This is a genomic window from Brevibacterium linens (assembly GCF_003999335.1).
GTDB lineage: Bacteria > Actinomycetota > Actinomycetes > Actinomycetales > Brevibacteriaceae > Brevibacterium > Brevibacterium linens.
In genome coordinates, this window is record NZ_CP026734.1 from 2,233,810 (window position 1) to 2,252,143 (window position 18,334).

General features: G+C 64.9%; 12 protein-coding genes. 5 read left to right on the forward strand and 7 right to left on the reverse strand.

Annotated features, from left to right (window positions below; all coding sequences use genetic code 11):
- A complete protein-coding gene (locus CXR29_RS10180; protein ID WP_373270421.1) occupies positions 1-1,572 on the reverse strand; it encodes a cytochrome ubiquinol oxidase subunit I in 1,572 nt (523 codons plus the stop codon).
- 243 nt (positions 1,573-1,815) lie between these two features.
- On the opposite strand from CXR29_RS10180, the gene CXR29_RS10185 reads away from it, so the two are divergent.
- Positions 1,816-2,178: a BlaI/MecI/CopY family transcriptional regulator gene (locus CXR29_RS10185; RefSeq protein ID WP_101553379.1), complete on the forward strand. Its 363-nt coding sequence runs from the start codon at positions 1,816-1,818 to the stop codon at positions 2,176-2,178.
- 18 nt (positions 2,179-2,196) lie between these two features.
- Positions 2,197-3,090, forward strand: a complete 894-nt coding sequence (locus CXR29_RS10190) for a M56 family metallopeptidase (RefSeq protein WP_127364462.1) — start codon at positions 2,197-2,199, stop codon at positions 3,088-3,090.
- A 59-nt stretch (positions 3,091-3,149) separates the two neighbouring features.
- Here CXR29_RS10190 and CXR29_RS10195 read toward each other — a convergent pair whose 3' ends face one another.
- Positions 3,150-5,261 carry a DNA gyrase/topoisomerase IV subunit B gene (locus tag CXR29_RS10195; RefSeq protein ID WP_101553377.1) on the reverse strand — a complete coding sequence of 704 codons (2,112 nt, stop codon included), beginning with the start codon at positions 5,259-5,261 and terminating at the stop codon, positions 3,150-3,152.
- Positions 5,262-5,387: 126 nt separating this feature from the next.
- On the opposite strand from CXR29_RS10195, the gene CXR29_RS10200 reads away from it, so the two are divergent.
- Entirely contained in the window at positions 5,388-6,236 is an 849-nt protein-coding gene (locus tag CXR29_RS10200) for an N-acetylmuramoyl-L-alanine amidase (protein ID WP_127364463.1), read from the forward strand.
- Positions 6,237-6,308: 72 nt separating this feature from the next.
- Here CXR29_RS10200 and CXR29_RS10205 read toward each other — a convergent pair whose 3' ends face one another.
- Entirely contained in the window at positions 6,309-7,814 is a 1,506-nt protein-coding gene (locus CXR29_RS10205; RefSeq protein WP_240811944.1) for an RNA polymerase sigma factor, read from the reverse strand.
- A gap of 198 nt (positions 7,815-8,012) precedes the next feature.
- Positions 8,013-9,185, reverse strand: a complete 1,173-nt coding sequence (locus CXR29_RS10210; RefSeq protein WP_164742803.1) for a DUF4192 family protein — start codon at positions 9,183-9,185, stop codon at positions 8,013-8,015.
- Between the two features lie 293 nt (positions 9,186-9,478).
- Here CXR29_RS10210 and CXR29_RS10215 point away from each other — a divergent pair, with 293 nt between their 5' ends.
- Both CXR29_RS10215 and CXR29_RS10220 read left to right on the forward strand, forming a co-directional pair.
- On the forward strand, positions 9,479-10,231 hold the full coding sequence (locus CXR29_RS10215) for a spermidine synthase (protein ID WP_241241404.1): 753 nt from the start codon (positions 9,479-9,481) through the stop codon (positions 10,229-10,231).
- 115 nt (positions 10,232-10,346) lie between these two features.
- Positions 10,347-12,578 (forward strand): HelD family protein, encoded by a 2,232-nt coding sequence (locus CXR29_RS10220; RefSeq protein WP_101553372.1) that lies wholly within the window; start codon positions 10,347-10,349, stop codon positions 12,576-12,578.
- A gap of 251 nt (positions 12,579-12,829) precedes the next feature.
- Here CXR29_RS10220 and nrdR read toward each other — a convergent pair whose 3' ends face one another.
- From nrdR to dnaE, 3 genes are all read right to left on the reverse strand, one after another.
- Positions 12,830-13,327, reverse strand: coding sequence for a transcriptional regulator NrdR (gene nrdR, locus CXR29_RS10225; RefSeq protein ID WP_025777954.1), 498 nt, complete (start codon positions 13,325-13,327; stop codon positions 12,830-12,832).
- 2 nt (positions 13,328-13,329) lie between these two features.
- Positions 13,330-14,640, reverse strand: a complete 1,311-nt coding sequence (hisD, locus tag CXR29_RS10230) for a histidinol dehydrogenase (RefSeq protein WP_101553371.1) — start codon at positions 14,638-14,640, stop codon at positions 13,330-13,332.
- A 71-nt stretch (positions 14,641-14,711) separates the two neighbouring features.
- The gene (dnaE, locus tag CXR29_RS10235) at positions 14,712-18,221 is read right to left on the reverse strand and encodes a DNA polymerase III subunit alpha (RefSeq protein ID WP_240811962.1); all 3,510 of its coding nucleotides are present in this window, start codon (positions 18,219-18,221) and stop codon (positions 14,712-14,714) included.
- Positions 18,222-18,334: the final 113 nt, after the last annotated feature.

Here is an 18,334-nt window from a genome sequence, read left to right on the forward strand (position 1 = left end):
TCAGTACGCGAACGACAGGACGTCGTCGCCGTTGTCGGTGATCGTGGGTTTCGTATTCGTCTGGTCGAGTTCGGGCATCGCCGAGGCGACTCCGCCCTTGACGTACTTCGTGATCAATCGCAGTTCGACGACCATCAGGATTCCGTAGACGGTAGCCAGGCTGATCAGTGAGAACAGCAGCATGGCCGGTGTCACCTCGGGTGACAGCGCCGCTTGGGTGTACATATACACCCCGTCGAGCTGAGCCGGGTTCGGGGCGACGACGAAGGGCTGACGGCCCATCTCGGTGAAGATCCATCCGGCCGAGTTCGCGAGGAACGGTGCCGTGATGGCCAGGACGAAGCCGCGGCTGAGCCATTTCGACTCGGGCACCGTGCCCTTGCGGGCCAGCCACAGTCCGATGACGCAGACCCCGGCGGCCAGGGCGCCGAAGCCGATCATCATCCGGAAGCCCCAGTAGGTGACGATCATGATCGGCTGGTAGTCGATCGGTTCACCGGCGTGCTCGCCGTAGCGCGGGTCGTCGGGGATGTGGGTGCCGTAGCGCTCCTGGTATTCGGGCAGCAGCGTCGTCACACCGTGGACGGGGGTGTCGAAGTCCCCGTTGGCCAGGAACGACAGCAGACCGGGGATCTCGAAGATGTTCTCCACGCCGTCGCAGTCATTCGACGAGGGATCGGCGACTGTGAGAACGGAGAATTGGGTGCCGTCGTGGCAGGCCGCCTCGGCGGAGGCCATCTTCATGGGCTGCTGTTCGAACATCAGCTTGGCTTGGACGTCACCGGTGATCGAGACGCCGGCGAAGGCGAGGACGCCGACGATCGCACCGATGCGCAGGGACTTGATCCACACCGCATGGTCTGTCTTGTCCCGTCCGGGAATCTTCATCGAGGAACCGACGATGACCTTGCCGTCGGCTCCGACGGTGTCGATTCCGTCCTTGCGCCGGTGGTAGAGGTGGTACCAGGAGATGCCGAGGAGGAAGGAACCGCCGACGGCCAGGGCGCCGAAGATCGTGTGCGTGAAGGCGGCGATGGCGGTGTTGTTGCCGAGCACCGCCCAGACGTCGGTCATCACGGGCCGGCCGTCGACCATCTCGACGCCGACGGGATGCTGCATCCAGGAGTTCGCGACGATGATGAAGTAGGCCGAGATCCATGTGCCGATGACGGCCAACCACAGTGAACCGAGGTGGACGGCGCGAGGCAGTCGGCCCCAACCGAAGATCCACAGGCCGAGGAACGTCGATTCGAGGAAGAAGGCCAGCAGGGCCTCCAACGCCAGGGGCGCACCGAAGACGTCGCCGACGAAGCGGGAGTATTCGCTCCACGCCATGCCGAACTGGAATTCCTGGACCAGGCCGGTGGCCACTCCCATGATGAAGTTGATGAGGAAGAGCTTGCCGAAGAATTTCGTGCTGCGCAGATACACCTCGTTGCCGGTGCGGTGGTAGATCGTCTGCAGGATCGCCACGAGCATGCCCAGCCCCAGGGTCAACGGCACCATCCAGAAGTGGTAGACCGTTGTGATTCCGAATTGCCACCGTCCGATGAGGACCGGGTCCAGCTCCATGGGTGCTCCATTCAGGTTTCACGCGAGCAGTGTTTCTACGTCACGTAGAATTCTACAGGTCGTAGAAACGCCGCCGTCACGGTTTCATCATTCAAGACTCCCGCTTCCAATTATGCGCTGGGTCAAGCGCACCTGGCCAGGGCCGCGACTGGGCCGAAGGTCAGGTGTCTGTGTGGAATTCGACAGACTGTAGAGATATACTGGGGCGATCAGACCGACAAAGAAATTGAGGGCGAAAGAACTGTGGGAACACTGGGTGAACTCGAACGCAGCGTCATGGACGCCATCTGGGTCCACGATGACGGGCTGAGTGCCGCCGAACTCCGCGAAGTCCTCTCGGACCGCGAGCTCGCGCTGACGACGGTCCATACGGTTCTCTCTCGGCTCGATAAGAAGGGATTCGTCACTCGCGATCGCAGCATCCGTCCGCACCGCTACATCGCGGTCTCGACCCGTGAGGATCACGTGGCGGAGCTGATGACCGAGATGCTGTCTCAGGCACCGGACCGTCAGGCTGTGCTCGCTCGCTTCCTCGGCACCGTCTCGGAGGCCGACACCAAGGCGCTGCGCAACCTGCTCGGGCGCAATCACTCGACGCAGTCCTGACCCAGGCCGGTCACCTCAATGACCATCGTGGGAATCATTCTGGCCGTGCTGGCTTTTCTGCTGGCATGGCCTGTACCTGCGGCACTCGCTCGATTCCGCGGTGACCCGATCTCCGAGGTCGTCCTGTGGCAGGCCGTCGGACTCTCGGGAGGACTGTCGCTCATCGGCGCCGCTCTCGCTTTCGCCGTCGCCCCGGGCACGACGAACCTCCCCCAGGGACTCTTCGATCTCATGCGGGGCAAGGACCACACCCAGCTGTCGCTCCTGGCGTGGATCTTCCTCGTCATCGCCGTAGTCCTCATCGCTCGGCTGCTCGGCTGCCTGGTCCTCACGTTCTATTCGGCGCGGAAGACCCGCCTGCGCCACGACGAGATCCTCCATCTGCTCAGCGAACCGTCGATCGCCTACCCGGACACCCGCATCATCACCACCGATGAAGCCGTCGCCTACTGTCTGCCCAAAGGACCGCGGAAAGGCACCGCGGTCCTGTCCACCGGTCTGCTCAAGGCCCTCGACGAGGACGAACGCACCGCCGTCATCGCCCATGAGCGGGCCCATCTGGATTTCCGGCACGATGTGCTCGTCATCCCGTTTGCCGCCTGGCATCGGGCCCTGCCCTACTTCTCGGCCACGGCCATCGGGCTGAACTCGGTGAATCGACTCATCGAGCTCATGGCCGATGATCAGGCGCGTGACCATGTCGATCCGCAGATCCTGGCCCGGGCGGTCGGATCAGCCGCAGCGATCAGCCCCGAGCATCGCAGTGATTTGTCCGCTCAGCGCATCCTGCGCCTGTCACGCCCCTTGGATCCGGCGCGGATCCCCGTGCGCCTGATGTCGATCGGCCTGGCCGTTCTGCTTCTGCTCCTGCCGACCCTGCTCATCGTCACACCCTCGGCATTCGGCATCTGAGCCCGGGCGCGAATCTCGGCCCGGGCTCAGATGAGTCGGTGCTGACTCAGCAGTCGCTTTCAGCTGTCGATGCGTTCGGCATCGAGGACGGCGGCGCCGGAGACGATGAACTCCTTGCGCGGTCCGACCGATGATCCCATGAGGAGCTCGAAGGTGTTCTCCGCCATCTCGGCATCGGCCATCGTCACCCGACGCAGGGTGCGCATGCTCGGATCCATGGTCGTCTCGGCCAGCTGGTCGGCGTCCATCTCGCCGAGGCCCTTGTACCGCTGGATCGGTTCCTTGTAGGTCTTCTTCTGCTTCTCGAGCTTCTTCAGCAGAGTATGGAGCTCGGCTTCTGTGTAGGTGTAGATGATGTCGTTGGGCGTTCCGCGCTTCGTCACGACCTCGACCCGGTGCAGCGGAGGCACGGCGGCGAACACGCGACCGGCCTCGACCAGCGGTTTCATATACCGGAAGAACAGAGTCAGCAGCAGGGTGCGGATATGCGCGCCGTCGACATCGGCGTCGGTCATGATGACTACGCGCCCGTAGCGGGCGGCGTCGATATCGAAGCTGCGACCCGAACCGGCGCCGATGACCTGGATGAGCGCCGAACATTCGACGTTGGCGAGCATGTCGGCCAAGGTCGCCTTCTGGACGTTGAGGATCTTCCCTCGGATGGGGAACAGCGCCTGGTGATCGGAGTTGCGGGCGGCCTTCGCCGTGCCCATCGCCGAGTCACCCTCGACGATGAACAGCTCCGTGTTCTCCACTCCGTTGTCGCGGCAGTCGTAGAGTTTCGCCGGCAGCGAGGAGGCTTCCAACGCGGTCTTGCGTCGCTGGTTCTCCTTGTGGGTGCGGGCAGAGATGCGCGATTTCATCTCGGCCACGACCTTCTCCATGAGCACGGCTGCCTGCTGCTTCTGCGCGCGCTTGGTCGACGCGAGCACCTCGCCGAGCTGAGTCTCGACGGTCTTCGCCACGATCTGGCGCACTGCGGCGGTGCCGAGGACCTCCTTCGTCTGCCCCTCGAACTGGGGTTCGGCCAGCTGGACGGTGACGACTGCGGTGATGCCGGCGAGCACATCGTCCTTCTCGAGTTTGTCCTTGCCGACCTTGAGTTTGCGCGCGTTGGCGTCGACGGCCTTGCGCATCGCCTTCAGGCAGGCCTGCTCGAACCCGGCGAGGTGGGTGCCTCCCTGCGGGGTGGCGACCACGTTGACGAAGGACTTCAGCTTCGTGTCGTAACCGGTCCCCCAGCGCAGAGCGATATCGACGCCGACCTCGCGTTCGACTTCCTTGGATTCGAGGTGACCCGAGGAGTTGAGGACCGGGACGGTCTCCTTGAAGGTGCCCGTGTTCTGCAGACGCCAGGTGTCGGTGATCGGAGGATCGATGGAGAGATGGTCGACGAATTCGGTGATTCCGCCGTCGAACTTGAAGACCTCTTCGCGTTCGGCGATGACGGCGCCGGTCTCGTCACGGACGACGCCGCGCCGGTCGACGATGCGCAGTTCGAGGCCGGGCACGAGGAAGGCGGTCTGACGGGCACGTTCGACCAGGTGCGGGTAGTCGAACTGGGCCTTGGACAGGAAGATCTGCGGATCCGCCCAGTACTGGACACGGGTGCCGGTGGCCCCGCGCTTGGCCTTGCCGACGATGTCGAGACCGGTCGGTTCCTCGAAGGCTTCGAAGGGGTTGTCCGGACTCGGGGTGCCGGAGGAGTCGTCGAAGCGTCCGGGCACGCCTCGGCGGAAGGACATCTTGTGCACCTTCGATCCGCGGGTGACCTCGACGTCGAGGCGAGCGGACAGGGCGTTGACGACCGAGGCGCCGACTCCGTGCAGTCCGCCCGAAGCGGCGTAGGACGTGCCGCCGAACTTGCCGCCGGCGTGGAGCTTGGTCATGACGACCTCGACGCCGGTCAGTCCGGTCTTCGGTTCGATGTCGACGGGGATCCCGCGGCCCTTGTCGGTGACCGCCACCGAGCCGTCGGCAGCGAGCTCGATGAGGATCTCGGAACCGTATCCGCCGAGGGCCTCGTCGACGGAATTGTCGATGACCTCCCACAGACAGTGCATGAGACCGCGGGAGTCGGTCGTGCCGATGTACATGCCGGGTCGCTTGCGTACCGCTTCAAGACCGGACAGGACGGACAGGTGCCTGGCGCCGTAGCTTTCGTCTTCCACACAATTCCTCTCGTTCGATTAAATTCTAATCGCTGCGCGCGCAGGACCCTATTCCCTCGGGCCCGTGTCGGGAATACATCCGGTCGACCCCGACCATGGGCACTCCTGAGCTGAAACAATGGAGTCATGCCGCATTGCCTCCTCGTCCCAAGTCTCCTTCTCACCGCCGCTGTCAGCCTGCCCGGACTGGCGGCCTGTTCCCAGGGCGCAGGTGCCCCCGGACGAACGAGTCAGGCGGCCGAGACGACCGGCGAGTCTCCGACTGCCGGCAACGGTGCGGACGGAGGCGACGACGCGAAGTCGGGCACCGCCTCGGCGAAGGAGGCAGAGGCGGATCTCAAAGGGAAGGTCATTGCGATCGATCCGGGACACAACGGCGGCAATGCGGACCATCCGGAGACGATCAATCGGCAGGTGCCCGACGGTCGCGGAGGCACGAAGGCGTGCAACACCACGGGCACGTCGACGAGCTCCGACTATCCGGAAGCCGATTTCACGTGGGCCGTGGCGAGGAAGCTGGAGAAGTCGCTGACGGATGCCGGGGCCGAAGTCGTGCTCAGCCGCGAGGACAACACAGGAGTCGGACCGTGTGTGGACGAGCGCGGGACATTCGCCGACGATGCGGATCTGCTCGTGAGCATTCACGCCAACGGCAGCGAGTCCAGTGCGGTGAAGGGCTTCCACATCATCGTCGCCGATCCCGGTGAGAACGAGAAGACAGAGAGGGCTTCCGTGGATCTGGCGAAATCGGTGGGGAAGTCGATGGGTGAGGAGTTCACCCCGAACAGGGCCTATGGACAGGACGCGATCAGCCGGAGGCCGGACCTGGCCGGTCTGAACAATGCTTCGGTGCCCGCCGTCATCGTCGAATGCGGAGAGATGCGCAACCCGTCTGAGGCGAAGCTCATGGAGTCGAAATCCGGGCAGGAGAAGTACGCCGATGCCCTGTTCGACGGCGTCGTCGACTGGTTCTGACTCGGATACGCCCCTGGGAAATTCCCAGGGGCGTTCCGCTCTTCTCACCTCGAGCAGACCTCGAGACTGGCCTCAGTCCAGGTAATCGCGCAGTACCTGCGAACGAGACGGGTGACGCAGCTTGGCCATCGTCTTCGACTCGATCTGGCGGATGCGCTCACGGGTGACGCCGTAGACCTTGCCGATCTCGTCGAGGGTCTTCGGCTGACCGTCATTGAGTCCGAAGCGCATGGACACCACTCCCGCCTCACGCTCCGAGAGCGTGTCGAGCACGGAGTGCAGCTGCTCTTGGAGGAGTGTGAAGCTCACCGAGTCCGAGGGCACAACTGCCTCGGAGTCCTCGATGAGGTCGCCGAATTCCGAGTCGCCGTCTTCACCCAGCGGGGTGTGCAGCGAGATGGGCTCGCGACCGTACTTCTGGACCTCGACGACACGCTCGGGTGTCATGTCGAGCTCCTTCGCAAGCTCCTCCGGGGCCGGTTCGCGACCGAGGTCCTGCAGCATCTGGCGCTGCACGCGGGCGAGCTTGTTGATGACCTCGACCATGTGCACCGGGATGCGGATCGTTCGAGCCTGGTCGGCCATCGCGCGGGTGATGGCCTGGCGAATCCACCACGTGGCGTAGGTCGAGAACTTGAAGCCCTTCGTGTAGTCGAACTTCTCGACGGCGCGGATGAGGCCGAGGTTGCCTTCCTGGATGAGGTCGAGGAAGAGCATTCCGCGGCCGGTGTAGCGCTTGGCCAGGGACACGACGAGGCGGAGGTTGGCCTCCAGCAGGTGGTTCTTCGCGATGCGACCGTCATGGATGATCCACTTGTAGTCCATCGTCTCGCGCGGGTCGGTGACCTCTCCGCCGTCGAGCAGGTGCTCGGCGTACATTCCGGCCTCGATGCGCTTGGCGAGGTCGACCTCCTCGGCGGCGTTGAGCAGCGCCACCTTGCCGATCTGCTTGAGGTAGTCCTTGACCGGGTCCGCGGTCGCACCGGCGGAGACGACCTGCTGGGCAGGTGCATCCTCTTCGTCGGCGTCGGAGACGATGAAGCCTCCGGCCTCGGCCACGGCGGCGTTCTTCTCCTTCTCTTCCGAGTTCTTCGTCTCGGTCGCCTCGGCGGGGCTCTCCTCTGTGGCCAGAGCGTCCGCGGCCGGTTCGACTTCCTCGGTGGTGTCGATGACGTCGTCGGCTTTCTTCGCCTTGGTCGCCTTCGTGGCTTCCTTGGCGGCGGTGGACTCCGTCGTGGTCGTCTTCGCCGCGGCCGTCGATTTCGCTGCGGTCGTCTTCTTCGCTGCGGCCGTCGATTTCGCAGCAGTCGTCTTCTTCGCAGCAGTCGTCTTCTTCGACGCAGCCGCCTCGGTCTTTGCGGCAGCCGACTTCGCGGTCGTCGACTTCGCGGTCGCGGACTTCTTGGCTCCGGCAGCGGTCGTCTTCTTCGCAGTGGACTTCGACGCCGCAGTGGTCTTGGATCCACCGGTCGAGGTCGTGTCGGCCGCTCCCTCCGACTTCTCCGTCACCGTTGTGGATTCCTTGTCGACTCTGGGCACGTGTTCACCTTTCGCGAGCGTTGAAACTTCCCCATGCATTCGGACAGTACGAAGACCCAAGTCAAGTGGTCCGCGTACGGTCCGGGGCGAGCACGCATAGCTCGCCCATCATGCAATGACTGGGTCAACGCTTAATTTTCTCACGTTATTCCCTGCTTTGCGAATCGGACCTCGAAGGCTCCGCGGCGATCCGTCCGGGCCGTTCACTCGGTGACCGCGGCGATCAAACAGCTTCGTTCAGGTGGTCGTGCGCTGCGTCTCCGTCAACCAACGAGGCAGGCACCCCATGTCGACCGCGCCGAGGATGAGTTCGGCCAGTCCGTGTTCGGGCTCGAGCTCGATCGCGGCTTGAGCATAGTTCAGCGCCATCGTCGACCCGCCCAGCGCCCATTCGAACCAGGCGATGACGGCATAGGCGTTGGCTCTCGCCTGCGGGTGCCCGGCCTGCAGGTAGTCCTTGAGGAAAGCGATGGTGAGCATGATGTCTCGCGGCCGCGGCGCACGCGAGGAGAGTCCGACGAGCTGCTGCGCGGCCTGCGCATGGGTGACGACGCGGCGACTCATCGTGCACAGCTCCTCCCCGTCGAGACCGTTGACCACCGACGGCGGGAAGTCCGGGTGGTCGAAGCTCAGGATCATCTCCAGGGCGTCGCGTGACCAGATCTCGACGAGCAGAGTGTCGAGCGCCATCACGGTCGGCAGGTCCATCAGTTCGTGGATGCGCGCCTCGTCGATCGCCTCCTCCTCGCACCGCATCACGTCCAAGCGCGGATAGACCTCGGCAAGGACCACGAAGGCCTCGTCCGTGCCCATCCACTCCTCGGCGTGTCCGCGGCGGCTGTCGGCGAAGGCCTCGGCGGGCATGGGTGAGATGACGAGATCCACCGGATCGGCGACGGGATTGGATCCGCCGGCGACGAGCTCCGTGGCACACGCCGAGGTGGTTGCGTCGATCAGCGGCGTGCAGTCAAAGCCGTCCTCGTCGATGCGTCCGAAGTGTTCCTGGTTGACCCACCAGGCGCTGAGAGTGTCGACGCCTCTGGCGGCGAAGGTCATGGCCAACTCGTCGATCGCCGCCCGTATGAGACCACGGTGGACCTCGGCGTATTCGGCGTCGGCGCCGAGGCCGAAGGCGCTGACCGGCTGGTAGTCGTCATCGTAGAGAACGAGGAAGACACCGCTGACCGTACCCGCGCGCATGATGAGGTCGGCGTACCAGCCGCCGCCTTCGGACAGCGTCTGTGCCGCGCTCTCCCGGTCGAAGTCGATGCGCAGCGTCGTCGAACTGGTCTGAGACCCGTTGCCCTCGGTGCCGACGATGACGGCGACGAGGCTGCGTTGCGGGGTGTAGCCGAGAGTGTGAGGGATGATCCCGATGATGTCCTCGGGCGTGCGGGCCGGTGTCTTCACTGCGTCCTCCTTGACGGGGTCGGAACCTGCCGGCTGCGGCGGTTCCGGTGGCTGCGGTGAGGCCCATGCCGTGAGAGGGCCTCCTGTCCGACCCCCACTCCACCCGATCCCGAGGCCGTTCCTCCAGGTCTCGTCCTGCGCCTGTGGACGGGACGATCCTGTCCACAGGCCGCAGATGGATGAGTCACGACCGCTGTCCCCACGAGAATCTGCGCCGAATTGCCTCAATCGCCTCACTGGCATACAAGTGAGGAGTGGCGAAGCGACGGATATACACAGCACCTGGTTCTCAAGTGGTCGACATCTCGACGGGTCAGGCCCGGCTGGAGAAGCTCGACGGCGAGGCCGATTCCTATGTGCTCCATGTCAATGGGGTCCCGTCGTCGTCGATCACGCTGTCCGATCCGCAGCGTCTGGACTTCGAGTACCTGGACTGGATGCGACGCATGATCGACGTCGAGCTCCCGCACCGCACTCTCCGGGTCGCACATATCGGTGCCGCCGGCTGCGCTCTCGCCCGAGCGCTGGACTCCGCACGACCGGGGTCGAAGCAGACGGCGATCGACATCGACGCCAAGCTGCTCGACTTCGCCCGTGACTGGTTCGATCTGCCCCGCTCCCCCGCCCTGGCCCTGCGCGCCGGCGACGGAGCTGTGGAGATCGGGAAGTTCAGAGCCGACACCCTCGACGTTCTCGTCCGGGATGCCTTCGACCACGACTCGGTTCCCACAACCCTGCAGACGACCAAGTTCTTCGCCTCCTGCGCCGCGGCGGTCAAGGACTCCGGCATCTACCTCGCCAATGTGCCCGACCCCGGCGACCACCGACTTCTCAAGGCCGAACTCCGCGGCCTCGGCGAGCACTTCGCCCATCTTGCCGCCGCCACGGAACCGGCGATCCTCAAAGGACGTCGACGCGGAAACGTCGTCGTCCTCGCCTCCCACTCCAAACTCGACACGGCCGGCCTAGACCGGAGTCTGCGCACCGCCGCCTCCTCCGCGACCTTCCTGGCCGGAACCGACCTGCGCTCCCGCCTGGGCCTGTGACGCCGCGCGCGTGTCCTCGGTCCGAATGTGAGGTACGCCCCGGTCCGAAATGACGCTGCGACTACAGACACCGGGCAAAGTTCGGCATAATTGAATGCCGACCCAAGAAGGTGAGATGACCGAAACTTCAGAAATTCGTGTCGAGCAGACCAAGCTCGACGAGCTCTATGCCCGCCTCGATGCGCTCCGGGAGGAGACGACAGCCCGCCTGGGGACGGTGAGGATCTCCGAGGTCGGAGGCAATCACCAGCACCGCACCGAACGTGATGCCTTCGCGACGCTGTACGAAGATCAGCTCATCCGTCTCGACGGCGCCGAGGAGGGACTGTGCTTCGGTCGCCTCGACATCGTCGATGAGGACGACCCCACCTATATCGGCCGCATCGGACTCACCGACGATCAGCGTCAGCAGATCCTCATCGACTGGAGGGCTCCGGCCGCCGAACGCTTCTACCAGTCGACGGCCGCCAATCCCGACGGCATCGCCCGCCGCCGTCACCTCGTCACCGCCAACCGGTTGGTCACCGGCATCGAAGACGATGTGCTCGACATCGACGCACTCGATGACACTCAGCGGTCGAACCTCCAGGGTGAAGGCGCTCTGCTCGCAGCACTGACCACCCACCGCACCGGCCGGATGGGCGATATCGTCGCGACCATCCAGGCCGAACAGGACGCGATCATCCGCCGTCCGCTCTCCGGCGTCCTCGTCGTCCAGGGCGGGCCGGGCACCGGCAAGACCGCCGTCGCCCTCCACCGTGCCGCGTTCCTGCTCTACCGTCATCGGGAGCGCATCGCGAAGTCCGGTGTCCTCCTCGTCGGCCCGTCGACGGTGTTCCTCAAGTACATCGAGAAGGTTCTGCCCAGCCTCGGCGAGACAGGGGCCGTCCTGCTCACCCCGGGTCAGCTGTATCCGGGTCTCGACACGGATGCCGCTGATGCACCGGCAGCAGCCGAGATCAAGGGCCGCTCCGTCATGGCTCGGGTGCTGAAGAACCATATTGCGAACTATCAGCGCATCCCCGACCACGACGTCGAGATGCGGGTGCGCTCGCATACGATCGTGCTGCGTCGCAAGGATGTGCAGTCGGCGCGCGATCGGGCTCGTCGCAGCGGAGATCCGCACAATGCCGCCCGCACCGGTTTCGTCACCGGACTGCTGAAGATCCTCGCCGAGGATCTCGCCCGTGAGATGGGGATGGATGCGGCCGGCGAGCGGCTGCCCGAACTGCTTGAGGATCTGCGGTCCTCCGTCGACGTCCGGCGTGCCCTCAACCTCGCGTGGTTCCCCATCGGCCCAGCCGCTGCTCTGCGTTCACTGCTGGGCAGACCGCACAAGCTCCAGGCCGCGGCTCGCAAGCTCCTCACACCCGCCGAACAGTCGATTCTGCTCGAGCAGCGTCGGGACGAGTTCACGGTCGACGATGTGCCCCTGCTCGACGAACTGGCCGAGCTTCTCGGTTCCGCGCCCCAGCAGACTCAGGCACGGGATGACTCGGCTCGCGAATACGCCGAGGCCGTCGTCGATATGACCGAGACCGGCGGAATGGTCTCGGCCGAGACACTCGCGTCCCGCTGGGAGGAGCAGGGCCCGGCGATGACCCTGGCCGAACGCGCCCTCGAGGACCGGGAGTGGACGTACGGCCACCTCGTCGTCGATGAAGCCCAGGAGCTGTCCCCGATGCAGTGGCGGGTCCTCTTCCGCCGCGTGCCGTCGAAGTCGGCCACCGTCGTCGGCGACCTCGCCCAGTCTTCGCAGGTCGACAACGCCCGCACGTGGTCATCGATCCTCACCGAGTTCGTCGGCGACCGTTTCGCCCTGCAGGTGCTCACGGTCTCCTACCGCACCCCGCAGTCGGTGATGGATCTGGCCAACCGCTACCTGCATCGGCACTTCCCGCAGCTCGAGCTCGTCGAGTCGGTGCGGCAGGGAGGTTCGGATCCGCAGCTGGACTCCTTCGCCGACGAATCCGAGCTGCTTGCCGCCCTCCCTTCCGCGGTCGCGGCCGAAGTGTCCGCCGCCGAAGGTGGGAAGATCGCGGTCATCGCTGATGAGGCGCTCATCGATCCCATCGCCGAGGCGCTCGCGGACTTCGATTTCGGACGGTCGGTCACGGGCTTGGACCATCAGATCGCCCTCATCACCCCGCGGCAGGCCAAGGGCCTCGAGTTCGATGCGGTGATCATCGTCGAGCCCGGCCGCATCGCCCCGGTCGGCGGTGAGGAAGGCGTCGGCGGTCTCTATGTGGCGTTGACTCGGACGACGGAACGTCTGCGTGTGCTGGCGTCCGTGTCCACGGAACTGACCGAGCTCCTCTCCGCCGAGGCGGTCCGCCGAGCCGGCTGACCACCCCTATTGCTACCTGACGGCGGCCCAGCAACCTCGCGCGAGGTTGCTGGGCCGCCGTCAGGTAGCAATAGGGGTGAATGTGAAAGGCCGCTTGGGTTCGGCTTCCCCTCCGAACCGCAAGCGGCCGCGCGCCGTAGCGCGCACGTTCAATACTACACAACTATTTCTGGACCGCGGTACTCGAAACGGAGATTTCCGACAGAAATCTCAACAGTCTCAGGATCCGGTCACGCGCCGACGTCAGTCGCTCAGTCGGCGAAGTCGTCGGGGGTGGGTTCGCGGGTCTGACCGGACTGCAGCAGCGCATCGGCACGCAGCGAGTCGATCGCGGCCTCGAAGTCTTCGAGCGAGTCGAATCCCTGGTAGACGCTGGCGAAGCGCAGGTACGCAACCTGGTCGAGCTCCCGCAGCGGTTCGAGGATCGACAGACCCACTTCATCGGCGTCGATCTCCGCGATTCCGCGCGACCGGATGTTCTCCTCCACCCGCTGTGCGAGCTTCGCGAGATCATCGTCGCTGACCGGACGTCCCTGGCAGGCCTTGCGCACACCCGACATGATCTTCTGACGGGAGAACTCCTCGGTGACTCCGGAGCGTTTGATCACCGACAGGCTCGTGGCCTCCATCGTGGTGAAGCGGCGACCGCAGTGACGGCACTGCCGGCGCCGGCGGATCGCGGCGCCGTCTTCGCTGGTCCTCGAGTCGACGACCCGCGAATCGGACTCGCGGCAGAACGGACAGCGCATCTCTACTCCTCGAACCTGATGTCGACAGCGCGGCCGTGCGCCGGCAGCTGTTCGCCGTCGGCGAGTACACCGATGTGTCCGGCGACCTCGGACAGGGCCTGTCGATCATAGTCGATGACCTGGCTGACCTTGATGAATGAATGGACTCCCAGACCCGAACCGTGGGCGGCGGTGCCCATCGTGGGCAGCACGTGGTTCGATCCGGCGCAGTAGTCGCCGAGTGACACCGGTGCCCAATCGCCGAGGAAGACCGCTCCCCCGTTCGTGATCCGTGACCCGACCGCTGCCGCCTCGGCAGTGTGGACCTCGACGTGCTCACCGGCATAGCCGTTGACCACGGTGATCCCGGCGTCGAGATCGTCGACGAGGACGATCGCCGACTGCCGACCGGCCAGAGCCGTCCCGATCCGTTCGGTGTGCAAGGCGTCGGGCACCTGCACGTCCAGCTCCTTCTGCACCGCCTCGGCGAGGTCGACGGAGTCCGTGACCAGCACCGAGGCGGCCAGTTCGTCGTGTTCGGCCTGGCTGATGAGGTCGGCGGCGACGAAGCGCGGATCGGCCTGGTCGTCGGCGAGGATGATGATCTCCGTCGGGCCGGCGACCGCGTCGATGCCGACGCGGGAACGGACCAGGGACTTCGCCGCAGCCACATAGGCGTTTCCGGGACCGGTGATGAGATCGACGGGCTCGAGTTCCTCACCGTCGTCGAAGCCGTACGCCAGGGCGCCGATCGCCTGTGCTCCGCCCATCGCCCAGACTTCGTCGACGCCGAGGATGTGTGCGGTGGCGAGGACGATCGGGTGCGGCAGGCCATTGCTCTGCGGCGGACTGGCGATCGCCAGTGAGTGTGCACCCGCTGTCTGCGCGGGCACGACGTTCATGATCACCGTCGACGGGTACACAGCCAGTCCGCCGGGGACGTAGAGTCCGACGCGTTCGACCGGCAGGTGGCGGGTGGTGACGTAGGCGCCGGAGGCCAGTTCGGTGCGGACGTCGTCGGGACGCTGATCGGCCGCGACCTTCCGGGCTCGGGCGATGGATTCGACGAGAGCGGCCCTGACCGCGGGATCGAGGCCGGCTGCGGCTTCGGCCAGCGCCGAGGCCGGCACGCGCAGCGTCTCGGGACGGACCCCGTCGAAGCGCTCGGTGAAGTCCTTCACCACGGCCGCTCCCCCGCCGGCGACGGTGTCGAGCAGTTCGGCGACTCGTCGTTCGATGTCGGCATGGGTCTCGGCGGCCCGAGGCAGCTTCTGTGCCAGGAATCGCTTGTTGAGGGTCTCACCACGGAAGTCCAGAATGTTCACCCGCACCATTCTAGTCTCCACGGCAGCACCGCAGGCCCCCGGCCCGCAGTGCGGACGAGGGCAGGCTCCGCGTTCGCGCCTCAGACGCTGAAGCAGCGGGAGCCCAGCAGCGCCTTGAGGTCTCCGTAGAGGCTCGGATTCGGATCGACTCGGATCGACCTGTCCAGACGCATGACCGTCTGCCGTCCCGGCTGAGACAGGGTGATGTGCACGTCGGTCTGCCCCTTGTTCGATTCGAGGATCTGCTTGAGCTTCGACGCCATCTCCTCGGTTGCCTTCTCCATCGGCATGATGAGGTTGAGCGGCCGATCGTTGGGGTCGGTGACATCGGGAATCGTCATCGACATCGCCATCAGCGAGGTCGGGCGGTCATCGGAGGTGCGGATGCGACCGGTCAGGGAGATCACGAGGTCGGTCGCCAACAGGCTCGCCACGGGCTCGTAGGTGTCGCCGAAGAACATCACTTCGATCTCGGCTTCGAGATCCTCCACGGTCACGATCGCATAGGGACGCCCGGAGTTCTTCGACACCTTGCGGGTGACCTGGGTGATCATTCCGCAGACCTTGATCTGGGATCCGTCGTGGCGGTGCGACTCCGGATCGACCACCTCGGCGATGGAGGCGTCGGACTCGGCGGCCAGCACACCTTCGAGCCCATTGAGCGGGTGGTCGGAGACGTAGAGGCCGATCATGTCGCGCTCGAAGGACAGCTTCTCCTTCTTCTCCCACTCCGGACGGTCCGGGATGGTCACGGAGAAGCCCGGCGAGTCGTCTCCCCCGCCGAGCCCGGCGAAGAGATCGAACTGTCCGTTGGCTTCCTGCCTCTTGACGCCGATGACCGAGTCCACGGCCTCCTCGTGGACTTCGACGAGTGAGCGACGGCTGTGGCCGAGCGAGTCGAAGCCGCCGGCCTTGATGAGCGATTCGATCGTGCGCTTGTTGCACACGTGGCTGGGCACCTTGTCGAGGAAGTCCGTGAACGAGGTGTAGGCGCCCTTCTCACCGCGGGCCTCGACGATGCCCTCGACGACGTGTGCGCCGACGTTGCGGACCGCCCCCATGCCGAAGCGGATATCGGTGCCGACCGGCGTGAAGTGGAGCGCGGAGTCATTGACGTCCGGAGGCAGCACGGTGATGCCCAGCCGGCGGCACTCGTTGAGGTAGATCGCGAGCTTGTCCTTGTTGTCACCGACCGAGGTCAGCAGGGCCGCCATGTATTCGGCGGTGTAGTGAGCCTTGAGATAGGCGGTCCAGTACGACACGACGCCGTAGGCGGCCGAGTGCGCCTTGTTGAACGCGTAGTCCGAGAACGGCAGCAGGATGTCCCACAGCGCCTGAGCGGCGGCCTCGGAGTAGCCGCGCTCCTTCATTCCCCCGAAGAATCCGACCTGCTGCTTGTCGAGCTCGGATTTCTTCTTCTTGCCCATCGCACGGCGGAGGATGTCTGCCTGTCCCAGCGAGTAGCCGGCGACCTTCTGCGCGATCGCCATCACCTGCTCCTGGTAGATGATGAGACCGTAGGTGGTGTCGAGGATCTCCTTGAGCGGCTCCGCGAGCTCTGGGTGGATCGGAGTGACCTCCTGCAGACCGTTCTTGCGCAGGGCATAGTTCGTATGCGAATCGGCGCCCATCGGACCGGGTCGGTAGAGCGCCAGGGTCGCGGAGATATCCTCGAAGTTGTCCGGCTTCATCATCCGCAGCAGCGCACGCAGGCCGCCGCCATCGAGCTGGAACACACCGAGGGTGTCGCCCCTGGTGAGCAGCTCATACGCGGCAGGATCGTCGAGGGCGAGGTGCTCGAGGTCGAGCTCGTAGTCCCGGTTGGCTTTGATGTTCTCCACTGCGTCGGAGATGATCGTGAGATTCCGCAGCCCCAGGAAGTCCATCTTGATGAGCCCGAGGCCCTCAGAGGTCGGATAGTCGAACTGGGTGATGACCTGCCCGTCCTGGAACCGCCGCATGATCGGGATGACGTCGATGATCGGGTCCGAGGACATGATGACACCGGCGGCGTGGACGCCCCACTGCCGCTTCAGCCCTTCCAGGCCCTTGGCGGTCTCGAAGGTCTCCCGGGCCTCCGGATCGGTGTCGACGAGTTCGCGGAACTCCCCGGCTTCCTTGAAGCGCTTGGACTCCGGGTCCTCGATGTCCTTGAGCGGAATGTCCTTGGCCATCTCCGCAGGCGGCAGGGCCTTCGTCAGCCGCTCACCCATCGAGAAGGGTTTGCCGAGCACACGAGCGGAGTCCTTCAGCGCCATCTTCGTCTTGATCGTGCCGTAGGTGACGATCATCGCCACACGCTCATCGCCGTACTTCTCGGTCACATAGTCGATGACCTCGCTGCGGCGACGATCATCGAAGTCGACGTCGAAGTCGGGCATGGACACGCGGTCCGGGTTGAGGAAGCGCTCGAAGAACAGTCCGTGCTGGAGCGGATCGAGATCGGTGATGCGCATCGCGTAGGCGACCATGGAGCCGGCACCCGAACCACGGCCGGGCCCGACGCGGATGCCGTTGTCCTTCGACCAGTTGATGAAGTCGGCGACGACGAGGAAGTAGCCGGGGAAGCCCATCGAGATGATGATGTCGAGTTCGTAGTCGGCCTGCCTGCGGACGTCATCGGGAACACCGTCGGGGTACCGGTAGTCGAGTCCCTTCGCGACTTCCTTGATCAGCCACGAGGTCTCGTCCTCGCCGGGAGGGCAGGGGAACTTCGGCATGTAGTTCGCCGAGGTGTCGAAGGAGACTTCGCACTTCTCGGCGATCTCGAGGGTGTTGTCGCAGGCCTCGGGGAATTCCCGGAACAGGGACCGCATCTCTGCGGGGGTCTTGAGATAGTATCCGGAGCCGGAGAAGGCGAAGCGCGATCCGCCCTGATCGTAGGTCGGTTCGATGAGTTTGGAACCGGATTGGATGGCCAGCAGCGCTTCGTGCGCCTTCGCATCGGATTCGTGCGTGTAGTGGAGGTCGTTCGTGGCGACCAGCGGAATGTCGAGTTCCTTCGACAGCCGGATGAGGTCCTTCGTCACTCTTTTCTCGATGGACAGGCCGTGGTCCATGAGTTCGACGTAGTAGTTGTCCTTGCCGAAGATTTCACGGTATTTCCCGGCAGCCGCTTTGGCCTCTTCGTACTGTCCCAGCCGCAGCCGCACCTGCACCTCCCCCGAGGGGCAGCCGGTGGTGGCGATGAGTCCGTCGGAATAGCTCTCGAGCAGATCCTGGTCCAGTCGGGGCCATTTCGCGGTCACCGAGTCCAGAGAGGCATAGGACGACGCCTTGAACAGGTTGCGCATGCCCGTATTGTTCCGAGACAGCAGCGTCATGTGCGTGTAGAGACCACCACCGGAGAGGTCGTCGCTCTTCTGCGATTCGTCGGTGCGCCACTTCACGCGCGTCTTGTCCCGGCGGTCGGTGCCGGGCGTGACATAGGCTTCGACGCCGATGATGGGTTTGATTCCGGCGGCGGTCGCCTGAGACCAGAAGTCGAAGGCGCCGAACAGGTATCCGTGGTCGGTCGTGGCGATCGCGGACATTCCCGATGCCTTCGTCGCCGCCATCAGATCGGCGAGGCGCGCCGCACCGTCCAACATGGAGTATTCGGTATGGACGTGGAGGTGGACGAAGTCCTCGTTCGGCACTGGGCGCCGCCTTCCTGAAGTTGCCGGTGTTGCCGTTCCAGCTTAGTCCATCGAACTCTCCGAGG